The sequence below is a fragment of the Shinella sp. G-2 genome (genome assembly GCF_050172695.1).
Classification (GTDB): Bacteria; Pseudomonadota; Alphaproteobacteria; order Rhizobiales; family Rhizobiaceae; genus Shinella.
Genome location: NZ_JBBEYH010000010.1, coordinates 1 through 20,492, shown reverse-complemented (window position 1 = coordinate 20,492; position 20,492 = coordinate 1). Strand labels below are relative to the sequence as shown.

General features: G+C 65.1%; 21 protein-coding genes. 10 read left to right on the top strand and 11 right to left on the bottom strand.

All coding sequences use genetic code 11. The annotated features are described in order from the left end of the window. The first annotated feature begins 128 nt into the window (after positions 1 to 128). Positions 129 to 1,637, top strand: a complete 1,509-nt coding sequence (adh, locus tag V8U06_RS16680; protein ID WP_427141601.1) for an aldehyde dehydrogenase — start codon at positions 129 to 131, stop codon at positions 1,635 to 1,637. 130 nt (positions 1,638 to 1,767) lie between these two features. After that, positions 1,768 to 2,142, top strand: coding sequence for a DUF779 domain-containing protein (locus V8U06_RS16675; protein WP_226922833.1), 375 nt, complete (start codon positions 1,768 to 1,770; stop codon positions 2,140 to 2,142). A gap of 246 nt (positions 2,143 to 2,388) precedes the next feature. Here the strand turns inward: V8U06_RS16675 and V8U06_RS16670 are convergent, their stop codons facing one another. The 5 genes from V8U06_RS16670 to lsrA all read right to left on the bottom strand — a co-directional run bounded on the left by V8U06_RS16670 (position 2,389) and on the right by lsrA (position 8,279). After that, on the bottom strand, positions 2,389 to 3,642 hold the full coding sequence (locus tag V8U06_RS16670) for a class II aldolase/adducin family protein (RefSeq protein ID WP_427141600.1): 1,254 nt from the start codon (positions 3,640 to 3,642) through the stop codon (positions 2,389 to 2,391). 66 nt (positions 3,643 to 3,708) lie between these two features. Continuing rightward, positions 3,709 to 4,740, bottom strand: a complete 1,032-nt coding sequence (lsrB, locus tag V8U06_RS16665) for an autoinducer 2 ABC transporter substrate-binding protein LsrB (protein ID WP_226922831.1) — start codon at positions 4,738 to 4,740, stop codon at positions 3,709 to 3,711. A 2-nt stretch (positions 4,741 to 4,742) separates the two neighbouring features. Then, positions 4,743 to 5,756 carry an ABC transporter permease subunit gene (locus tag V8U06_RS16660; protein ID WP_427141599.1) on the bottom strand — a complete coding sequence of 338 codons (1,014 nt, stop codon included), beginning with the start codon at positions 5,754 to 5,756 and terminating at the stop codon, positions 4,743 to 4,745. Continuing rightward, entirely contained in the window at positions 5,753 to 6,784 is a 1,032-nt protein-coding gene (gene lsrC / locus V8U06_RS16655) for an autoinducer 2 ABC transporter permease LsrC (RefSeq protein WP_427141598.1), read from the bottom strand. The genes V8U06_RS16660 and lsrC overlap by 4 nt, the downstream gene beginning before the upstream one ends. Further along, a complete protein-coding gene (lsrA, locus tag V8U06_RS16650; protein WP_427141597.1) occupies positions 6,777 to 8,279 on the bottom strand; it encodes an autoinducer 2 ABC transporter ATP-binding protein LsrA in 1,503 nt (500 codons plus the stop codon). The genes lsrC and lsrA overlap by 8 nt, the downstream gene beginning before the upstream one ends. Before the next feature lie 240 nt (positions 8,280 to 8,519). Here lsrA and V8U06_RS16645 point away from each other — a divergent pair, with 240 nt between their 5' ends. The 3 genes from V8U06_RS16645 to V8U06_RS16635 are packed head-to-tail and all read left to right on the top strand — an operon-like array spanning position 8,520 to position 11,377. Further along, complete coding sequence (locus V8U06_RS16645) at positions 8,520 to 9,467, top strand: sugar-binding transcriptional regulator (RefSeq protein WP_427141596.1); 948 nt, start codon at positions 8,520 to 8,522, stop codon at positions 9,465 to 9,467. A 3-nt stretch (positions 9,468 to 9,470) separates the two neighbouring features. Next, entirely contained in the window at positions 9,471 to 11,033 is a 1,563-nt protein-coding gene (lsrK, locus tag V8U06_RS16640; protein ID WP_427141595.1) for an autoinducer-2 kinase, read from the top strand. A gap of 38 nt (positions 11,034 to 11,071) precedes the next feature. Further along, entirely contained in the window at positions 11,072 to 11,377 is a 306-nt protein-coding gene (locus V8U06_RS16635) for an antibiotic biosynthesis monooxygenase (protein ID WP_226922827.1), read from the top strand. 10 nt (positions 11,378 to 11,387) lie between these two features. Here the strand turns inward: V8U06_RS16635 and V8U06_RS16630 are convergent, their stop codons facing one another. Continuing rightward, on the bottom strand, positions 11,388 to 12,377 hold the full coding sequence (locus V8U06_RS16630; protein WP_427141594.1) for a bile acid:sodium symporter family protein: 990 nt from the start codon (positions 12,375 to 12,377) through the stop codon (positions 11,388 to 11,390). 90 nt (positions 12,378 to 12,467) lie between these two features. Here V8U06_RS16630 and V8U06_RS16625 point away from each other — a divergent pair, with 90 nt between their 5' ends. The 3 genes from V8U06_RS16625 to V8U06_RS16615 all read left to right on the top strand — a co-directional run bounded on the left by V8U06_RS16625 (position 12,468) and on the right by V8U06_RS16615 (position 15,437). Continuing rightward, positions 12,468 to 13,334 (top strand): LysR family transcriptional regulator, encoded by an 867-nt coding sequence (locus tag V8U06_RS16625; RefSeq protein WP_427141593.1) that lies wholly within the window; start codon positions 12,468 to 12,470, stop codon positions 13,332 to 13,334. Positions 13,335 to 13,396: 62 nt separating this feature from the next. After that, positions 13,397 to 14,989 (top strand): gamma-glutamyltransferase, encoded by a 1,593-nt coding sequence (ggt, locus tag V8U06_RS16620; protein ID WP_427141592.1) that lies wholly within the window; start codon positions 13,397 to 13,399, stop codon positions 14,987 to 14,989. A gap of 13 nt (positions 14,990 to 15,002) precedes the next feature. Continuing rightward, entirely contained in the window at positions 15,003 to 15,437 is a 435-nt protein-coding gene (locus V8U06_RS16615) for a DUF3237 domain-containing protein (RefSeq protein WP_427141591.1), read from the top strand. A gap of 16 nt (positions 15,438 to 15,453) precedes the next feature. On the opposite strand, the gene recX is transcribed toward V8U06_RS16615, so the two are convergent. The 3 genes from recX to V8U06_RS16600 form a co-directional block, all read right to left on the bottom strand. Further along, a complete protein-coding gene (gene recX / locus V8U06_RS16610) occupies positions 15,454 to 16,011 on the bottom strand; it encodes a recombination regulator RecX (protein WP_427141590.1) in 558 nt (185 codons plus the stop codon). A gap of 86 nt (positions 16,012 to 16,097) precedes the next feature. Further along, positions 16,098 to 16,367, bottom strand: coding sequence for a hypothetical protein (locus V8U06_RS16605; protein ID WP_427141589.1), 270 nt, complete (start codon positions 16,365 to 16,367; stop codon positions 16,098 to 16,100). A 70-nt stretch (positions 16,368 to 16,437) separates the two neighbouring features. Next, positions 16,438 to 17,211, bottom strand: coding sequence for an SDR family oxidoreductase (locus V8U06_RS16600; protein WP_427141588.1), 774 nt, complete (start codon positions 17,209 to 17,211; stop codon positions 16,438 to 16,440). 137 nt (positions 17,212 to 17,348) lie between these two features. On the opposite strand from V8U06_RS16600, the gene V8U06_RS16595 reads away from it, so the two are divergent. Then, on the top strand, positions 17,349 to 18,245 hold the full coding sequence (locus tag V8U06_RS16595; protein WP_427141587.1) for a LysR family transcriptional regulator: 897 nt from the start codon (positions 17,349 to 17,351) through the stop codon (positions 18,243 to 18,245). 109 nt (positions 18,246 to 18,354) lie between these two features. Here V8U06_RS16595 and V8U06_RS16590 read toward each other — a convergent pair whose 3' ends face one another. Continuing rightward, complete coding sequence (locus V8U06_RS16590; protein ID WP_427141586.1) at positions 18,355 to 18,858, bottom strand: SRPBCC domain-containing protein; 504 nt, start codon at positions 18,856 to 18,858, stop codon at positions 18,355 to 18,357. Next, complete coding sequence (locus V8U06_RS16585) at positions 18,842 to 19,198, bottom strand: ArsR/SmtB family transcription factor (protein WP_226923585.1); 357 nt, start codon at positions 19,196 to 19,198, stop codon at positions 18,842 to 18,844. The genes V8U06_RS16590 and V8U06_RS16585 overlap by 17 nt, the downstream gene beginning before the upstream one ends. 322 nt (positions 19,199 to 19,520) lie before the next feature. On the opposite strand from V8U06_RS16585, the gene V8U06_RS16580 reads away from it, so the two are divergent. After that, a partial coding sequence (locus V8U06_RS16580; protein ID WP_427141585.1) for a cache domain-containing protein occupies positions 19,521 to 20,492 on the top strand: 972 nt, incomplete at its 3' end.

Sequence of the window (20,492 nt, the reverse complement as noted above, 5' to 3'; positions counted from 1 at the left end):
TGCGTCAGCCTGTCTCAATTCTGAGACAGTTGCCGCCGCCGTCGTCCTTCGGCCCCTACCGCGATCCGCCGCCGCAGAGCACCATCCTTCCCGACGGCCCATCCTGGGTCCTTCACGGGAGGAATGACATGCTGCATCAGAAGATCGTCGAGAATCCGTACAAGGCGAAATACGGCAACTTCATCGGAGGCGAATGGAAGGAGCCGGTTTCCGGGCGCTACTTCGACAACATCACGCCGATCACCGGCGGCAAGCTCTGCGAGGTCGCCCGCTCCGACGCCGCCGACATCGAGCTTGCGCTGGATGCCGCTCATGCCGCAAAGGACAAGTGGGGCCGCGCCTCGACGACCGAGCGCTCCAACATCCTCATGAAGATCGCCCAGCGAATGGAGGACAATCTCGACCTCCTGGCACGGGCCGAGACCTGGGACAACGGCAAGCCGCTGCGCGAGACGCTCGCCGCCGACATTCCGCTCGCCATCGACCATTTCCGCTATTTCGCCGCCTGCGTTCGCGCCCAGGAAGGCACGATCGGCGAGGTGGATCACAACACGATCGCCTATCATTTCCACGAGCCGCTCGGTGTCGTCGGCCAGATCATCCCCTGGAACTTTCCGATCCTGATGGCCGCCTGGAAACTCGCTCCGGCGCTCGCCGCCGGCAATTGCGTGGTGCTGAAGCCGGCCGAGCAGACGCCGTCGTCGATCCTTGTCTGGGCCGAGCTTATCGGCGACCTGCTGCCGCCGGGCGTGCTCAACATCGTCAACGGTTTCGGCCTCGAGGCCGGAAAGCCGCTGGCCTCCAATCCGCGCATCGCCAAGATCGCCTTTACCGGCGAGACGACGACCGGCCGGCTGATCATGCAATATGCCAGCCAGAACCTCATTCCGGTCACGCTGGAACTCGGCGGCAAGTCGCCGAACATCTTCTTCGCCGACGTCATGAACGAGGACGACGACTATCTCGACAAGGCGCTCGAGGGGTTTGCGATGTTCGCGCTGAATCAGGGGGAGGTCTGCACCTGCCCGAGCCGCGCGCTGGTGCATGAGAAGATCTACGACCGCTTTATGGAAAAGGCCGTCCGGCGCGTCGAGAAGATCGTGCAGGGCAACCCGCTCGACACCGCCACCATGATCGGCGCGCAGGCCTCTTCCGAGCAGCTCGAGAAGATCCTCTCCTATATCGACATCGGCCGGCAGGAGGGCGCGGAAGTGCTGACGGGCGGCGGCCGAAACGATCTCGGCGGCGATCTTGCGGGCGGCTATTACGTCAAGCCGACCGTCTTCCACGGTCATAACAAGATGCGCATCTTCCAGGAGGAGATCTTCGGGCCGGTCGTCTCGGTCACGACCTTCAAGGACGATGCGGAGGCGCTCGCCATCGCCAACGACACGCTCTACGGCCTCGGCGCCGGCGTGTGGAGCCGCGATGCCAACCGCTGCTACCATTTCGGCCGCGACATCCAGGCCGGCCGCGTCTGGACCAACTGCTACCATGCCTATCCGGCGCATGCCGCCTTCGGCGGCTACAAGCAGTCCGGCATCGGTCGCGAAACGCACAAGATGATGCTCGACCACTACCAGCAGACCAAGAACATGCTGGTCAGCTACTCTCCCAAGGCGCTCGGCTTCTTCTGAGCCGCGACCGCCTGCCTTCTCCGCCCGCGGCGGAGAAGGCGTCTGCGGGTGGGAGCGGTTTGTCCGCCGTGCTCTCGCCCTCCCTCTCTCCACTCCCCGGAGAGAGGGAAATATCGTCATGGAGGGGTTTATGTCCGATGGCCTGACCGAGCCGCGCGTGGTGGCGACCGATGCCGCCCTTGTTCTCATCCGGGAGATCCAGGCGGATCATCCGAAAATCCTGTTCCATCAATCGGGCGGCTGCTGCGACGGATCCTCGCCCATGTGCTATCCGCAGGACGACTACATCGTCGGCGACCGGGACGTGAAGCTCGGCGAGATCGGCGGTGTGCCGGTCTATATCAGCGAAAGCCAGTTCGCTGCGTGGAAACACACGCAATTGATCATCGATGTCGTGCCTGGCCGCGGCGGCATGTTTTCCCTCGACAACGGCCGGGAGAAACGCTTCCTCACCCGGTCGCGCATCCTTGGCGGCGGGGAAGCCTGTCCGCTGCCGGGCCGTTGAGGCCGGAAAGCGTCGGCATATCCGGCTGCAGGCCGGTGCAAGCGCGCGATGGATTCAGCACGCATGCGCTGTGTCAAATTTAATAGCGAGCGACCGCCGCCAATGCGAACCTGCCGCAGCGATCCGGGGGTGGGCGCTGCAGGGAGGACTCGGTTCGCGATTGAGCCGGGTCCTTTCAACACGATGTTTCCGACCTTGACGGCTCCGCAGGCAAGGCTTGAATCGTTGGCGGCACGCGGTCCGGTTCTACCGGACCGCGACCTGTAGTTTCGCCTGCTCGAGCGACCAGTATTCCATGTCGAAGAGATCGGCCTCGCCGATGGGGGTGAAACGGCCATAGGCCTCGGCGGCATTGATCGCCCGCGTCGCCTGTTCGCAAAGATCGCCGCCGATCTTCGCGGCCTTGGCGGTCGCGCCCAGCGCATAGAGACCCAGGCCCTTGACCAGAACGACACGCGGATAGAGGTCCAGCATGCGCTTCGGCTCGTTGCTGCGGGCGGCGTTGCGGGTGAAGTAGGCCCGGTAGCGCTCGGCATAGGCTGCGAGCGCCGCGTCGATGGCCGCATCGTCCGCATCCGCGTCGATGACCATCGGCCAGGGCTTGATGCGGATGACGTGGTCCGGCGTGACGGTGCCGCGCTGGCCGATGGCCTCCACATTTTCCTTGCCGGCATGCGCGCGGATCGCGGGCGTGGAGCGGTAATCGAGGACGACGCCCTTGGCGAAGGGGGAGCCGTCGCGCACAAGCGCCTTCTCCAAGCGTGCCGTGAGCGCGGTGTCTTCCCTGCCGTCGCTCTGCTGGGGGCCGGCGAGCTTGACGCCGGCGCCGGCGAGTTCGTCTTCCGCCATCGTGACGAATTCGATCATCCGTTCATAGGAGACGCGGGCATCGTCGGCGAAGGTGAAGAGGCCGTGGTTCTCCAGCCAGAGGCCCTCGCAGCCCGGATGGTCGCGGTAGATGCGATCGGCGACGATGGAAAGATCGAAGCCGGGCATGACATAGGGCACATAGGCGAGGCGCTCGCCGTAGATGCGCTTGACCGCGCCCTGCATGTCGGGCTGGTCCGCCAGCGCCAGAATGGCCGTCGCATGGGTATGGTCGACATGGGCGAAGGGCAGGAAGGCGTGCAGCAGCGCTTCGACCGAGGGGTTCGGCGCATCCGGCTCGACGAGGTTTGCCCGCAGGAGGGCGACCATGTCGGGGTCGGAGAGCTTCGGCCCGTCGCGCACGCCAAGCAGCGGGGCGAGGCGCACGGCCGGCAGGCCCGGCGCCTCGATGGTGTCGAGGTCCCAGCCGCTACCCTTGATGTGCATGAGCGCAGTGCCATCGGGTGCCGTCACCTTGACGGAGGTATTGCCGCCGCCGTGCAGGACGAGGTCCGGGTCGCCGCCGATGATACGCGACGTGTAGATGCGAAGACCGAGCGCTTCGTTCTGTCCCGCGGCGCGCGCGGCCTCCATGTAGCGGGCTGCGTCTTCGTCGTTCCAGCGGCTTTTCATGCGGATGTCCTGCCTTTTTGAAATGCGTGCGGCGGGCAGCCGGAGCCGCCCGCCGTTCCTGCGTGATCAGAAGTCGAAGTTTGCGATATTGTCCTTGGTGAAGACCGTGCGCTCGGGCAGCAGGATGATGCCGTTGCCGTCGGCCTCGTAATCGTAGCCCTGCACCTTGTTGGCCGAAACCTCGACGGTGCCGACGCCGGGGATTTCCAGCTTGTCGCCAACCTTCATCGGACCGTTCTTCAGGACGTGATCGGCGACGTAGACCGAGATCTTGCCCTGCTGCGTGACGTCCCACAGGCCGAAGCGCTGGATCGTGCCGCGCTCGATATAGGGGCGCATGACGTTCGGCGTGGAGAAGCCGACGATGGTGACGCCTTCGGCACGCTTCAGGTTTTCCGCAGCCTGCGCGGCGGCCGGCAGGGCATTGGCGTCGGGCGCGATGATCGCGTCGAGGTCCGGATAGGTCTGAAGGATGCTTTCCGCCGTCTGCAGCGACTTCTGCGCGTCGTTGTAGCCGTACTGGGTGGTGACGATCTCCCAGCCCGGATGCTCCTTGGCGATCTTCGCCTTGGCGGCTTCCGCCCAGGCATTCTGGTCGGTCACGGTGGGGCTGGAATAGAAGAAGGCGACCTTGGCCTTTTCCTTCGTCACGCCTTCCGCGGCCATGTCGACCAGCAGGCCGCCGAGCTGCTCGGGCGTGCCCTGGTTGATGTAGTAGCTGCGGCAATCCGGGTTGACGTCGCTGTCCCAGGTCATGACGAGCACGCCGCGCTCCATGGCGCGCTTCAGCGCCGGGCACAGACCGTCCGGCGAGACGGAGGAAACGACGAGTGCGTTGTAGCCCTGGTTGACGAAGTTGTTGATGAACTGCACCTGGCCGGAAACGCTGGGCTCGGTCGGGCCGTCATAGGTGACCTTCGCACCGAGTTCCTCACCGGCCTTGGTCGCCCCGGCGCCGCCGGACGTGAAGAAGCCGACGCCCACCAGCTTGGGGATGAAGGCGATCTGGTTTTCGGCACGTGCTGCGCCCGAGGCGAGCATGGTGCCGGCAAGAAGCGCCGCAGCGATGGCGCCGGATTTCAGAACAGTCTTGATCATTCTCATTCTCCTCCTGAAGTGACTGCCGCCCGGTTCTGTCTCTTTTGCCGGGCGACGGCGATGAAATCGGCCAGCATTGCGCTTGCGTGGCGCAACGCGACCGCGACAACCAGCAACCCTCCCGAAAGTGCGCTGGAAATCTGGCTGGGGACGCCGGCCGCCTGCAGGCCCTGCTGCAGGTAGCCGATGACGAAGGTGGCGATCAGGGTGCCGAGGATGGAGCCCTGTCCGCCGTAGATGGAGGCGCCGCCGAGCACGGCTGCGGTGACGGCCGGCAGCAGCGTCGCCGAACCGAGGTCGACGCGCGCCGAGCCGAAATAGGCCGACATGACGAGGCCGGCGATGGCGGCCGAAACACCCGTGACGACATAGGTGATCGTCTGGACGCGGCCGACCGGGATGCCGGCGAAGCGCGCGGCGCTTTCCGACTGGCCGGAAAGGAAGACGGCGCGACCGAAGCGGGTGAAGTGCAGCAGCACGACCAGCACGACGGCGAGCGCGAGGAACAGCGCGAGCGGGGCCGGCAGTCCGAGAAATTCCGCATAGCCGAAAGCGTTGAAGGCTTCCGGGAAATTGCCGATGCCCTCATAACCGCCCGCGCCGACGAGGCCGGAGGCGACCGTCGCCGTGCCCTGGAAGAGATAGAGGCTGCCGAGCGTGACGACGAGCGGCTGGATCTTCGAAAGATGGATGACGGCCGCGTTGAGGAGGCCGCAGAGCGCGCCGGAGACGAGCGCCAGCGCAATCGAAAGCGGCAGCGGCACGCCGTAGAAGGTGGCGACGCCGAAGACGATTGCGGCAAGGCCGATCACCGAGGCGAAGGAGACGTCGATGCCGCCGGCAATGATGACGAGGGTCAAGGGCAGGGCGACGATGCCGATCTGCACGAAGTCCGAGGTGCCGTAGATCAGGTTGGCGACATTGAGGAAACGCGGGTTGACGAAGCCGAAGATGGCAAGCTCGGCGACGAGCATGGCAAGGAGCGCGCTCTCCCAGCGGAAGATGAGCTTCTTCATCGGCCGGCCTCCACGCTACGCGCCGTTGCCGGTTCCGCGGGTTGAGCCGAGCTGCGATCGTGCACGGCGTAGCGGCGGGCACGGATGCGGCGGTCGATGATCTGGCGGATGCGTCCGTCGAGCAGCAGCACCGAGAGCAGGATCGCGCCGGCGATGAAGTCGTTCCAGTAGGCGGGGATCTTCAGGAAGACCAGCGCGCTGTCGATCGAGGTGATGAAGACGACCGCCGAAAAGACGCCCGCGACCGAGCCGGTGCCGCCGAGCAGGCTGACCCCGCCGAGCACGTTGACGGCGATGGCCTTCAACTCGATGCCGCTGCCGGCCTGGTTGGGAATGAAGCCGATCTGCGCGGCGAAGACGAGGCCGGCAAGCGCGGCGCAGATGCCGGTTGCGACGAAGGCGACGAATTGCACGCGTTTCACCGGCACGCCGAGATGGTGCGCGGCGGCCCGGTTGTCGCCAACGGCGTAGAAATAGCGGCCGAAGCGTGTCTTGCGCAGCACCAGCCAGACCGCCACCACGAGCGCGAGCACGACGACGGTGAGCGCCGAAAAGCCAAGGCCGAGATTGCCGGCGAGGGTCTTCAGGTTCTGCGGCAGGTCCTCGATCCAGCGCCCGCCGGTCAGCACGAGCATGAAGCCGCGATAAAGGCCGAGCGTGCCGAGCGTAGCGACGATGGAGGGAATGCCGAGATAGGCGACCATCACCCCGTTGAAGGCCCCGGCGGCTGCTCCCGTCACCAGGCAGAGGGCGACGGCCAGCGGCAGGCTGGCGCCGGCATTGAGCGAGAGGCCGAGCACGGCGGCGCTCAACCCCAGCACCGAGCCGCTGGAAACGTCGATGTTGCGCGTCAGGATGACGATCATCGTGCCGAGCGAGATCAGCATCAGAACGAGGCTGTTGGACAGGATGACGGAGGCCGTGGCGCCGGAGAGGTAGCCGGGCGCGACGGCGCCGATCGCAGCATAGGCGACGACGAGAACGGCAATGAGCGTTGCGACGCGGTTGCGTGCGAAAAGGTCAAGCATGGCGGACCTCCGCGGCGCCGAAGGCGAGGCGGGCGATGGCGTCGACCGAAATGTCGTCCGTCAACTCCCCGCCGGACTGGCCGAAGGCCATGACCTCGACGCGGTCGGCGAGCTGTTCGATCTCGTCGAAATCGGATGAAATGAGGACGATGGCGACACCCTCGGCGGCGAGCTTGCGGATCAGATCGTAGATGTCGTTGCGGGCCGCGACGTCGACGCCGCGGGTCGGCTCGTCGAGGATCAGCACCTTCGGCCGCGCGGACAGGCATTTTGCCAGCAACACCTTCTGCTGGTTGCCGCCCGAAAGGCCGCGTGCCTCCTGGCCGGGGCCGGTGCACTTGATGCCCATGCTGGACCGGAAGTCATCGAAGGCCTTCCGCTCCGCTCCGGGGCGCAGGAAAAACGGCAGGCGGTGCACGAGGTAGGACGAGACGTTCCAGAAGAGCGGGGCTTCGAGGAAGAGGCCATGCTGCTGGCGATCTTCCGGCAGGTAGACGAGGCCGCGGTCGATGCAGATGCGCGGCGAGCGCTTCTTCAGTTCCGCGCCGTCGAAGACGACGCTGCCCCCGGACTGGGGGCGCAGGCCAAAGAGCGTTTCGGCGAATTCCGTCCGTCCCGCGCCGACGACGCCGGCAAGACCGAGGATCTCGCCGGCACGGACATCGAGGCTGATGTTGCGGAAACCCTCGCCGCTGAGGCCGCGCACGCTGAGGCGCGGCTGGCCGATTTGCGAAACCTTGCGGCCGCTGCGGTCCTTGCCGGAGGCCTCCGTAATCTGCACGCGGCTCATCGCGTCGATGATCTCGGCGTCGCTGTAACCGTCTAGCGGGCCGGAGAGCACGATCACGCCGTCGCGCAGCACGCTGATCGTGCCGCAGATCTCGCGGATCTCGCGCAGCTTGTGCGAAATGAAGAAGATGCCGACGCCCTGCGCCTGCAATTTGCGCATGCGCTGGAAGAGAGCGCTTGTCTCGAACGGGGTGAGGGCGGAGGTGGGCTCGTCGAGGATCAGCACGCGCGCATCGCGCACGAGGCCGCGCAGGATCTCGACGATCTGTCGTTCGGCGATTTCCAGGGCAGCGGCCTGGGCGTCGAGATCGAGCGAGACGGAGAGCTCGCCAACAAGCTGCTCGACGCGCGGGCGCAGGGCTTTTGGCGAGGCGGCGAGGCCGAGGCAGATGTTTTCGAGGACGCTCTGGTTGGGCAGGATATGCGCTTCCTGCGGCACCAGATAGAGGCCGAGTTCCTGGGCATGCGCCGGCGAGGCATGGGCAAGCGCCCGGCCATTGATCTCGATCGCGCCGGAATTGGCCGGGATGATGCCCGACATGATCTTCATGAGGCTCGACTTGCCTGCGCCGTTGCCGCCGAGAAGCGCGTGCACTTCCCCGGCCTGCAAGGCGAGCGAAACGCCCTTCAGCACTGGAACGGCGCCGTAGGACTTCCAGATGTCCGTCAGCTTCGCGACCCTCCCGGCCGCCGGGCTACCCGTCATGCTGCACCTGTTCATATGTAATTCATGGCAATCATGTGATCATAGTGATCTGCGGCCGTCAATATGCTCAAATCGCACAACAAAGCTGCGATCGGCGGATATTGCGCTGCAAAATATGATTTATCGGCGAAAATCAATGGATTGCGGTCGCGAAGAATTTTTCGTCGCACGGGTCCGTTGACGTATCAAAAGTTTTTTTGTTATTCAAATGATCAGAAATTGACCGAGGGGGCCGCTTGCATGGCGACGGACAACGGGGAATGGAGCTACGCCGATACGGACGAGGAGATCCTCACCCGCATCGCCTGGTATTACTACAATGACGGGCTGACGCAGAACGAGATCGGCGAAAAGCTCAACATGTCGCGCATAAAGGTCTCGCGCCTGCTCGAAAGTGGCCGGCGCTCGGGCATCATCCAGGTTCGCATCAACTCGCGTTACCAGGGTTGCCTTGCGCTGGAGCGGCAGATCAAGGAACGCTACGCGCTGCTCGAAGCCTATGTCGTGCCGCAGCTCCCCGATCAGGACCCGAGCGACCGGCTCGGCCAGGCGGCCGCGCAGTTCCTCATGCAGCGGCTGCAGACGGACGACCTCCTCGCGGTCGGCTGGGGGGCCACGGTCTCGAACACTATCCAGCGGCTCGGCCATCTCGCCAACGAACGCAATATCGGTCTCGTCAGCCTCACCGGCGGCGTCGGCACCTATGTCGACGGCATGCGCACGGCCAACTGGGGCAGCGGCGTGCATCTGGTCCCCGCGCCGCTCGTCGTGCGCGATCCGGATGTGGCGCGCAACCTTTCCTCCGAGCCCGCCGTGGCCAACCTGCTCGACATGGCGCTCAACGCCACCTATCAGCTCGTCGGCATCGGCGAGCTTTCCGCCGCGTCCACCGTCGTGCGGTCCGGCTATGTCAGTCCCGACGAGGTGGAGCCGCTGCGCCGCAAGGGCGCGGTCGGCGATATCCTCTGCCAGTTCTACAACGAGCGCGGCGAGCCGCTCGACCTGCCGCTGCATGACCGGGTGATCGGCGTGAAGCTCGCGGCGCTGTCGCGCGCCGAGAAGGTCGTGGCAGCGGCGGGCGGCATCCAGAAGGTGCAGGCCATCCATGCGGCGCTGCGCGGGAAGTTCGTCGGCATTCTCATCACCGACGAAACGACGGCCGCCGGCCTCATCGAGATCAAGGACTGACCCATGACGACTTCCTACCTGCTGGCCGTCGACGCCGGCACCGGCAGCGGCCGCGCCGTCATCTTCGACGAGAACGGCAACCAGATCGCCAGCGCCCAGCACGAATGGTGGCACAAGGCCGATCCGCGCTTTCCGGGCTCGATGGATTTCGACGTGGAAGGCAACTGGTCGCTGTTGTCGCGCGCCATCCGGCAGGCGATGTCCGAGGCCGGCATCAACGCGGGCGATATTCGCGCCGTCAGCGCCACCAGCATGCGCGAGGCCATCGTCGCCTACGATCGCAGCGGCCGGGAAATCTGGGCCTGTGCCAATGTCGACAGCCGCGCCGTCAGCGAGGTCCGCGACCTGAAGCGCGAATTCCCGGGCCTGGAACGCGACCTCTATGCCGAGACCGGCCAGACCTTCGCACTCGGCGCGCTGCCGCGCCTTCTCTGGCTGAAGCGCAATCTGCCGGACATCTATACCCGCATCGACCGGATCAGCATGTTGTCCGACTGGGTGCTGGCGCGCCTTTCCGGCGTCATCGCCAGCGATCCCTCCAATGCCGGCACGACGGGGCTCTACAGTCTGGCGAAGCGCAACTGGCTGCCCGAAGCGATGGCAAGGGCCGGCATGCGGGACGACATCTTTCCCGAAAGCGTCGAACCGGGCGCCGTCATCGGCCGCGTCACCCAGAAAGCGGCGGGCGAGACCGGCCTTGCCGCCGGTACGCCCGTGGTCATGGGCGGCGGCGACTGCCAGAGCGGCGCGGCGGCCATCGGCGTCGTCAACGAAGGCGACTGCGCCGTGCTCGGCGGCACCTTCTGGCAGCAGGTGGTCAATGTCGGTCCCGGTATCTCCGATCCGTCGATGGACCTGCGCATCAATCCGCATGTCGTGACCGGTCTCAACCAGGCCGAGGCGATCAGCTTCTTCGTGGGCATTGTCATGCGCTGGTTCCGCGACAGTTTTGGCGCGGAAGAGGTGGCTGCCGCGGGGCCGGGCGGCGATGCCTATCGGCTGCTGGAGGAAAAGGCGGCGGGTGTGCCCATCGGCGCTTACGGCATCATCCCGGTCTTCTCCGACGTCATGCACTACGGCAACTGGTATCACGCCGCTCCATCGCTGCTGAACCTCTCCATCGATCCGGAAAAGTCGGGCAAGGCCGCGATCTTCCGCGCGCTGCAGGAAAATGCCGCCATCGTCGCGGCCCGCAATCTTTCGGCCATCTTCACGCTGTCCGGCAAGACGCCGGACAAGATCGTCTTCGCCGCCGGCGCATCGAAGTCGGCCCACTGGTCGCAGATTCTTTCCGACGCGACGGGGCTTCCGGTCGTGACGCCCGTTGTCAAGGAGGCGACCGCGCTCGGATGTGCGGCTTCCGCCGCCATCGGCATCGGCCTTTGCCACGATTTTGTCGAGGCGGCCGGGGCCTGGGTGCGCTGGGACAAACATTTCGAGCCGAATGCCCAGCACAAGGCCATCTACGACGAAGCCGGCGAACGCTGGGCGCGCGCCTATGCGTTGCAGCGCCAGCTCGTCGACGAGGGCGTCACCACGGCGATGTGGAAAGCGCCGGGCCTCTAACTTCTTCACCCGAGATTCAACACAGCAGGGATCAAGACATGCTCATCCAGATGGTCAGCATCAACGTCAAGCGGGGCCATGCCGCCGAATTTCTGGAGGCGTTCCGTATCAACTACGAGGGCACGCGGCAGGAGCCGGGCAACCTGCGCTTCGACGTGCTGCGCAGCCCGGAAGACGACCACAGCTTCATCATCTACGAGGTCTTCAAGTCGCCGGAAGCGCTCGACGAACACCGCAAGACCCCGCACTATCAGGAATGCGTGCGCAGGATCGACCCGATCCTCGCCGGCCCGCGCACCAAGACCTTCTACCACGCCGAAATGGCGGATTTCCTGAGCGCCTGACGCTTCTCTGTCAGCGCGCCTCGGCGGGTTCGGCCGTGATGGCCTTGTGCCGGTCGGCGTAGACGCGCGCCAGCCAGGCGCAGACCATGAGCTGGATCTGGTGGAACAGCATCAATGGCAGCACGATGGCGCCGATCGACTGGCCGGCGAAGATGACGCTCGCCATGGGCACGCCGCTGGCAAGGCTCTTCTTCGAACCGCAGAAGACGGCAGTGATGCGGTCTTCCCGGCTGAACCCCAGGAGTTTGCCGCCGAGGCTGGTGATGAGGAGCACGGCGGCGAGCAGCAGGCCGTCGACCAGGATGAGGAGTGCGAGATCCTCCATGGCCAGCCGGTGCCAGATTCCCTCCGTCACCGCCTCGGAAAAGGCGAGGTAGACGACCATCAGGATGGAACCGCGGTCGAACGGATTGAGCAGCGTCTTCTTCGAGCGAATCCAGTTGCCGATGAAGGGTTGCAGCACCTGGCCGGCGACGAAGGGCAGGAACAGCTGGAGCATGATCTTCCAGATCATGTCGAAGGAAATGCCGGCATTGCCGCTGGTGGAGAAGAGCAGCGCCATCAGCGCCGGCGTCAGGAAAATCCCGAGAATGTTCGATGTCGATGCCGCGCAGATCGCGGCCGGTACATTGCCGCCGGCAATCGAGGTGAAGGCGATGGACGACTGCACGGTGGAGGGCAGCACGCAGAGAAAGAGCAGGCCGAGATAGATCGGCTGGTCGATCAGCCAGGGCGAGAACAGGCCGAGCCCGAGGCCGAGCAGCGGGAAGATCGCGAAGGTCGTCACCAGGATGAAGAGCTGCAGACGCCAGTGCAGGAAGCCGGCGACGACGGTGTCCGTCGAAAGACGCGCGCCATGCAGGAAGAACAGCAGCGCGATCGCGATATTGGTGGCAATGCCGAACCACGCCGCCGGTTCGCCCGAAATCGGCAGGAGCGATGCCAGCAGCACCGCGCCGAGAAGCAGCAGGGTGAATGTATCGGGGAGGAAGCGTTTCATCGGTCACGGTCCGGGGAGGTCTCGACAGGCCTTTAAAATGCGCTATCCTGTTTTGCGATGCAATCGATAATGATTATCGAGAAACGTGATATGCTTGACCTCGCCCAGCTCCGCAGCTTCGTCATGGTGGCCCAGACCAAAAGCTTCACGCTTTCGGCGGAGCGGTTGAATCTCGGCCAGTCCACGGTCAGCCAGCATCTCCAGCGCCTCGAGCGCAGTCTCGGCCGGCGGCTGATCGACCGCGATACGCATGCCGTGCGCCTGACGAGCGATGGCGAGGCGCTGCTGCCGAACGCCCGCCAGCTTCTCGCACTGGAGCGGCAGACCGTGGCGCGCTTCGATGCCGACGCGCCGCGCGGCCCCTTCCGCCTCGGCATTTCCGAGGACCTCGTAAGCGGGCAGCTGCCGGGCCTGCTGGAAGACTTCATTGCCGATCATCCCTCCGTCGATCTCCAGCTTTCCGTCGCGCTCTCCAAGACGCTGGCCGACATGCAGGATCGCGGCGAGCTCGATCTGGTCATGGCCAAACGCCGGATCGGCGAGCAGCGCGGCGATGCCATCCTGCGCGAACCGCTGGTGTGGCTGGCGAGCGACCCCGAGGCGATCCTGGCCAAGCCCGTCCTGCCGCTGATCGTCTTTCCGCCGCCGAGCCTCACGCGGATACTGCTGATGGAAGCGTTGGAACGTGCGGGCACGCCCTGGCGCATCGTCTGCTCCTGCCAGAGCCTGAGCGGGCTGACGGCGGCGGCACGCGCGGGCATGGGCGCGCTGGTGCAGCCGCGCAGCCTCGCGCCTTCGGGCCTTCGCGAGATCGCCCCGCCCTTGCTGCCGGCGCTGGAGGACGTGGAATTCGTGCTCGTTACGGCCAGCTCCGCTGACCACGCCACCGTCTCCGCTTTTTCCCGCAAGGTCCGCGAGCGCTTCGGCAAGGGCTTTGCCGTGAACGCGGTGCCCTGACCGTCAAGATAAAAGGCGTGCCGACCGGCAGCGCAAAGAGACATTCGAGGAGGACGAAAAGAATGCGCAATTTCGAAAGGCCGACCCGCTCGGTCGCCGTCGCCCGCCACGCCATGGCGGCGACGTCGCACCCGTCCGCGACGCTCGCCGCCTTGCAGATCATCGAGGCCGGCGGCAACGCGATGGATGCGGCGATTGCCGCCTCGGCCGTGCAATGCGTCGTCGAGCCCGGCTCGACGGGCATTGGCGGCGATTGCTTCGTGCTGTTCGCGCCCGGCGGGTCCGACAAGGTCGTCGCCTATAACGGGTCCGGGCGCACGCCCGCGGCGCTGACGCTCGACTGGTTCACCGAACGGGGCCTTGCCGAAGTGCCGCGGCAATCGCCCTCGGCCGTGACCATTCCCGGCGCCATCGATGCCTGGACGCGGCTGCATGCCGATCATGGCCGCATGCCCTTTGCCGAGGTGCTGGCGCCGGCCATCCGCTTTGCCGAGGAGGGCTATGCGATCAGCCCGCGCGTTCATCGCGACTGGTTGCTGGAGGAGGAGCTGCTTGGTTCCGAGCCGACCGCCGCGCGCATCTTCCTGCCCAGGGGGCGTGCGCCGAAAATCGGTGAGGTGCACCATCAGCCGGAGCTTGCCGCGACGCTGAGGCGCATCGCGGCCGAAGGGCGCGACGGGTTCTATACGGGAGCGGTGGCGGAGGACATGGTGTCCTACCTCCGCTCGCTCGGCGGCCTGCACACGCTGGAGGATTTCGCCGAGGCGCGCGGCGACTACGTGACGCCCGTCACGACGGATTTCCGGGGCTACACCATCCATGAATGCCCGCCGAACGGCCAGGGCATCATCGCGCTGCTGATCCTCAATATCCTGAGCCGCTTCGAGGCCAAGGGCGATCCGCAATCGCCGGATAGACTGCATCTGGAAATCGAGGCGACGCGCCTTGCCTATGCCGCGCGCGACGCCTGGATCGCCGACCCGGACAAGGCGCATGTGCCGGTCGGGGACCTGTTGTCGGACGGTCTTGCCGACCGGCTGGCCGGCATGATCGATCTTCGCCGCGCCTTGACGGACCTGCCGGCCTTCGACATGCCGCTGCACCGCGACACGGTCTATATTTCCGTCGTCGACCGTGACCGCAATGCCGTCAGCTTCATCAACTCGGTCTTCGACAGTTTCGGCACCGGCCTCGTCGCGCCGCGCTCCGGCGTCGTGCTGCACAATCGCGGCCAGAGTTTCTCCCTGAAGCCGGGCCATCCCAATGTCGTCGCGCCGGGCAAGAGACCGCTTCACACCATCATTCCCGGCATGGTCACACGCGGCGGCCGCGTGGAAATGCCTTTCGGTGTCATGGGCGGCTACTATCAGGCCATGGGCCATGCCCATCTCATTTCCAAGGTCTTCGACTACGGCATGGATCTGCAGGAGGCGATCGACCTGCCGCGCCTCATTCCGAAATCGGACGGCACGCTTGTCGAAGCCGAGCAGACGCTGCCGGCCGCGACGGCAAGCGAACTCGAACGGCGCGGTTTCTCGCTCGTTGCCGCCGAAGGGCCGATCGGCGGGGCGCAGGCGATCCGCGTCGACTGGGAAAACGGCACGCTGACCGGCGGGTCGGAATCGCGCAAGGACGGCATAGCGCTCGGGCTTTGAGGGGGATGAGATCATGGCGGAGACGGATCAGCCGGGGCTGGACCTTGTCATGCGCATCGAGGCGGAGATCGCGCCGGCCCTTGTCGTCGGCGAAGTCGGCGGCGGCGTGCGCGAAATCATTCCGATCACCGGCGGGCGCTTCACCGGACCCGGGATTGCCGGCGCGGTCCTGCCCGGCGGCGCCGACTGGTGCCTGACCCGGCCGGACGGCGTCAGTGAAATCTGGGCGCGCTACACGCTGCGCACCGATGACGGCGTGCTGATCTCGCTGATCAATGCGGGCACGGTGCGCGCCGACGAGAATGGCGATTTCCGGGGGCGCACGGTGCCGACGTTCGAAGTGGCGGACGGTCCCTATGCGTGGCTGCGCGATGCGGCCTTCGTCGGCACCTTGCTGACCGACGGGGCAGGAACATTGGCGAGGGCGACCTTCTACCGCGTGACCTGAGGCCTGCCGTCGGCCGTCAGAGATGACGGCCGGCGTCCAGCGCCGCCTCGGCGTCTTCCAGCGTCATGGCAAGGACCCTTTTGCCGGTCTCGAAGCTGAAGCCGCCGCGGGTGAAGGCGGAGAGTTCCTTGGCCTTGCGCCTGTCGTCCAGCTCGACCTTGCGGAACGGGCCGAAGGCGCGTTTGCGGGCGAGCACGACGGCGGCATAGAGGTCGTCCATTTCGGCCACGGCGGCGGCGGCCGTTTCGCGGTCAATGCCCTTCTGCGACAGCCTCTGCACGACCGCGCGCTTCGACCGGCCGCTGCGCATGCCTGAGCGGCTGCTCATTTCGGCAAAGGCCGTATCGTCGAGGGCCTTGTTGTCATAGGCGAATTTCACCGCGGCATCGGCCAGCGCCTTGACCTGCGCGTCGCTGATATCCTCGAATTTCTCCCGCGCCTTGCGGGCGACGGCATCGAAGAGCTGCTTTTCCGTGTGCATGCGCCGTTCGATGCGATAGATCGTCGAATTGCGCGCCCAGGAGAACATGCGCGGGGTGGGCACATCGGCGCGCGGATCGTCTTCGGGGCTCAAGAGGGGCTTTCGGCGATGGAGGTGCTTCGGATCCCGTTCTTATGAAAGAAGTTTTCCGCCGTGTCACGTCCCGGCCTCGCCATGGATCAGCCGCGCGCCAGTTGCCAGGCGATAAGGGCGGCAAGGCCCGCCGGCACCGCGAAGACGACGAGGAGGATCGGCAGTTCCTCGGCGACCGTGTAGCCGGCCCTGTTTACGCCGACCCACATATTGACCAGCGCCACGACCAGCCAGGCCGGGACAAAGAGCCTGGCCCCGGTGGCCATGCCGGCAGGATCGCCGCCCCAGAGTTTTCCGAACAGGAGGAAGACGCCAAGCAGGACGGCGCCTCCGACGATGACGAGAAGCATATGCATGAGAACCCCCTGATACCCGATCGCGTGCGGTCGACGGCCTGACAATGCGTCGTCAGGCCGCCCGATACTATCACTTGGTCGTGTAACCGCCATTGACGAGGATCGTCTGGCCGGTCATCCACCAGCCCTCGGAAACCATGAAGCGGATGTAGGGGACGATATCCTCGATATCGGTAAGCCCGGTCCTGGAGAACGCCGAGAGCGCGGCCGCCGTCTTGTGATAGGCAACCGCTTCGGCGCCCTCGGCCGGATAGAAGAACGATGTGTCCATCGGTCCGGGACCGATCGCCGTCACCGAAATACCGCGTGCGCCGAACTCCTTCGACGCGGCACGGGTGAAGTGCTCGACGGGCGCCTTGGTGCCGGCATAGGCGGCATAGAAGGGCGTGAAGGCTCCGAGCAGCGAGGTGACGAGCGTGCAGATCTTGCCGTTGTCGTTGAGGTGCCTGCCGGCTTCCTTGATGAAGAAGAAGGCCGACTTGGCGTTGACCGCGCTCATCTCGTCATATTCGGCTTCCGAGATTTCAACCATCGGCTTCTTCAACACCTTGCCGACGGTGTTGATCGCGATATCCGGCTTGCCGATGGCGGCGCGCGTGTCGGCGAAGAACCTTTCCATTGCGCCGGCCGTGGTGAGATCGGCCTGGAAGGCGACCGCCTCTGCGCCCGCGGCCTTCACGGCGGCGACGGTTGCGTCCGCGTCGGCCTTGGTGGCGGCGCTGTTGTAGTGGATGGCGATTGCCTTGGCCCCGTGCGCAGCGAGATCGCGCGCGATCAGCCCGCCGAGGTTCTTTGCGCCTCCGGCGATGATAACGGTTTTGCCCTTGATGCTGTGGTCGGTCATGGCGTGCGCCTCCGTGCTGTCTGCGGTCGCGCCAATGCGACCGCTTTCGAGGCTGCACGATATCGTCTAGAACAGTCCTATAAAGCCAACCGTTCTGAAATCACCTGTCGTCATTTCTGGATAATAGGGGGCCTTGCTTGGACCGTATCGACCTGTTCCGCATCTTCGTCCGTGTCGTCGATTGTTCGAGCTTCACGCGCGCAGCCGATATGCTGGGCTTGCCCCGCTCGTCCGTCTCCGCGGCGGTGCAGGAGCTGGAAGGCCGTGTCGGCGCGAGGCTGCTGCACCGGACGACACGGGTGGTCTCGCCGACGCAGGACGGCGCGGCCTTCTATGAGCGCTGCCTGCGGCTGATCGCGGATGTCGAGGAGGCCGAGAACGTCTTCCGCCAGACCGCCGCCCCTTCGGGCCGGCTTCGCATCGATGTTCCGGGCCGCATCGGACGGCTTGTCCTTGCACCGGCCCTTCCGGAATTTCTCGATGCCTATCCCGAGATCGATATCGATCTCGGCGTCACCGACCGCGCGGTGAACCTGGTGGAGGACAGTGTCGATTGCGTGCTGCGCGTTGGGCCGCTCGCCGATTCCGGCCTGATCGCGCGTACGCTTGGCGACCTTCCCTTGATCAATGTCGCAAGCCCCGCCTATCTCCGGCGCCATGGCGTGCCAGAAATGCCGGACGCGCTGCACGATCATCTGGCGATCAATTACGCCTCGCCATCGAGCGGTCGTATCGAGGCCTGGGAATGGGTCGAAGACGGTGCGCGCAGGACAAGACCGATGCGCAGCCGCGTCGCCGTCAACAGCGCCGAAGCCTATATCGCCTGCTGCGTGGCCGGCCTGGGTCTGATCCAGATTCCCGCCTATGACGTCCGGCACCATCTCGACGCCGGCGAACTCGTCGAGGTGATGCCTTCCTATCGCGCGGAACCGATGCCGATGACCCTTCTCTATCCGCATCGCCAGCATCTTTCACGCCGGCTGCAGGTTTTTGCCGACTGGCTCGAGGCGCTGCTCAGGCGGCAGCTTTTGTGAAGGATGTTCTCCGGACCGTTTCCGCCGGCCGGGAAACGGCCCGCGAGCGGCCGGTTTTCAGAAGCTCCTCCGGGAGCAAACGCGCGCCCGGGCGTGTGTTTCCGATCCGCTACGCGCCCATGCCGGAAAGCAGCTCTTCAAGCTGCTCGAGCTGCTCCGGCATTGCGGCGGCCGAGCCCTGGAGGGCTTCATCGAGCGCCTCCCGGGACGGATAGAGCTCATGAAAGGTCAGCAGCGTCGTCCCGCCCCGGTCCTCGAAGGTCACGGTCGTGACCGCACCCTCTTCGCCCTCGTCGTTGGTCCAGACGATGCGCTCGTTCGGCACCACTTCGAGATACTTGCCGTAGAAGGCCATGGTCTCGGAACCGTCGACGCCGAATTCCAGCCGGTATTTCCCGCCGGTGCGAACGTCCATGTCGCACGATACGAGGGATATGCCGGAGACCGATTTTGGCATCCACCAGCGCTGGAACAGCGCGGGCTGGCTCCACGCCTTGTAGACCATGCTCGGCGGCGCATCGAATATCCGCGTCACGACGAGTTCGCGATCGCCTCTGCGTTCGACCGCGGTGCGGTTGTGTGCGCCACCAGCGCCTTTACCCTGCTGGCTCATCGCTTCCCTCCTGTTTCATTTCAAGGATGATGTCGTCCAATGCGTTGAAGCGGGCCTCGAAGAGCCGGCGATGCGCCTCGATCCACTCCGCCTCCGCCTTGAGCCCGCGTTGTCCAAGCTGGCAGGTCCTTGTCCGCCCGACCTTGTGCGTGACGACGAGCCCCGCTCGCTCGAGAACCTGGACATGCTTCTTCATGCCGGTCAGCGTCATCTTGAACCTGTCCGCCAGACTGGTGATCGACGCGTTGCCTTGCCCGAGCTGGTCGATGATCCCGCGGCGGGTCGCATCCGACAGCGCGGCAAAGGAGAGGTCGAGCGGAGGATTTGAATACTGAACCATATGGTTCAGTTTATAGGCCGTTATCGAGGCAAGCGCAAGGGGCTCGCCTCAAGGCCAAACGGTTCCGGCTGATGTCCGCGGGTTCTCGGCCGATCGCTGCCCCTTTCCTCGGCGGGCGTGCGGTTGCGTTCCGCCTTTTCTACAGCCTGAAACTTGGTGTTTATTAATAATTTTAGACAATAAACGAATTTGGCGGCAGGCTTCTGGAAGCTGCTCCCACTCCGGCGCCGGTCGTGCGCTTCTCCCTCCATGATGGAGACCTCTGCAACGAACGTGTCCCGTCGCGGCCATCGCCGCAGACGTCTTTCATGGTGAGGATTTCATGCTCAAGCTTATGGCCAAGTCGCTCGCGACGAAGCTCATCGTGGTCACGGGCGGCACGATCGCCCTGGTGATGCTCGCCTCGAATACCGTGCTGATCGACCAGACGCAGAACCGCGTTTCCGATCTCGTCTATGCGCAGGCCAGTACCGAGGCGAAGGCGATCGCGGCCGATATCGCGACCGATGTCGGCCAGATCGTCAGCGCGGCCCGCTCCATGTCGGGCGTCATCGAGCTGGGGCGTGCCGGCGGGCATCTCGATCGCAGGGAAGTCGTCGATATCACGAGATCGAGCCTCGACAAGAACAGCTTCGCCTTCGGCGCGTGGTTTGCCGAGGAACCGAATGCCTTCGACGGCAAATCGCGCGAAACGCCCGAGCAGCTTGAAAACGGCACCTATGCGGACGGTTCGTTCAACCTGTTCTGGACCCGGCAGACGGACGGTTCTGCCAAGCTTTCGACCTTCAAGTCCGACTATGCGGCCGAATGGTACGCGCTGGCCGCGAAGACCGGCAAAGGCAACATAACCCAGCCCTATGTGGAAAGCTCGACCGGTGTCGATTTCACCATGGCGTCCATTGCCTATCCGGTCAAAGCCGACGGCAAGCTCATCGGCGTGACCGGCGTCGACATTTCCTTGAAGACGTTCCACGACAAGCTCATCCAGTTGAAACCCTTTGGAACCGGCCGCGTCACGCTGCTTTCGCAGTCCGGCAAATGGATCGTCGGGCCGACGGAAGACCTCTTGATGAAGGACTACGAGGGGGATGGCGGCGAGGTCGTCAAGCAGGCGCTCGCCACCGGCAAGCCGGACCGCATCGCCAATCTCTCGTTCGACGACCTCGCCAACTTCGACCGCATCGTCTACCCCTTCACCCTGCCGGATGTCGGCGCGACCTGGGTCGTGCTGGTCGACGTGCCGCGCACCGCGATCAACGCGCCGGTGCAGGACCAGACCACGATGATGATCATC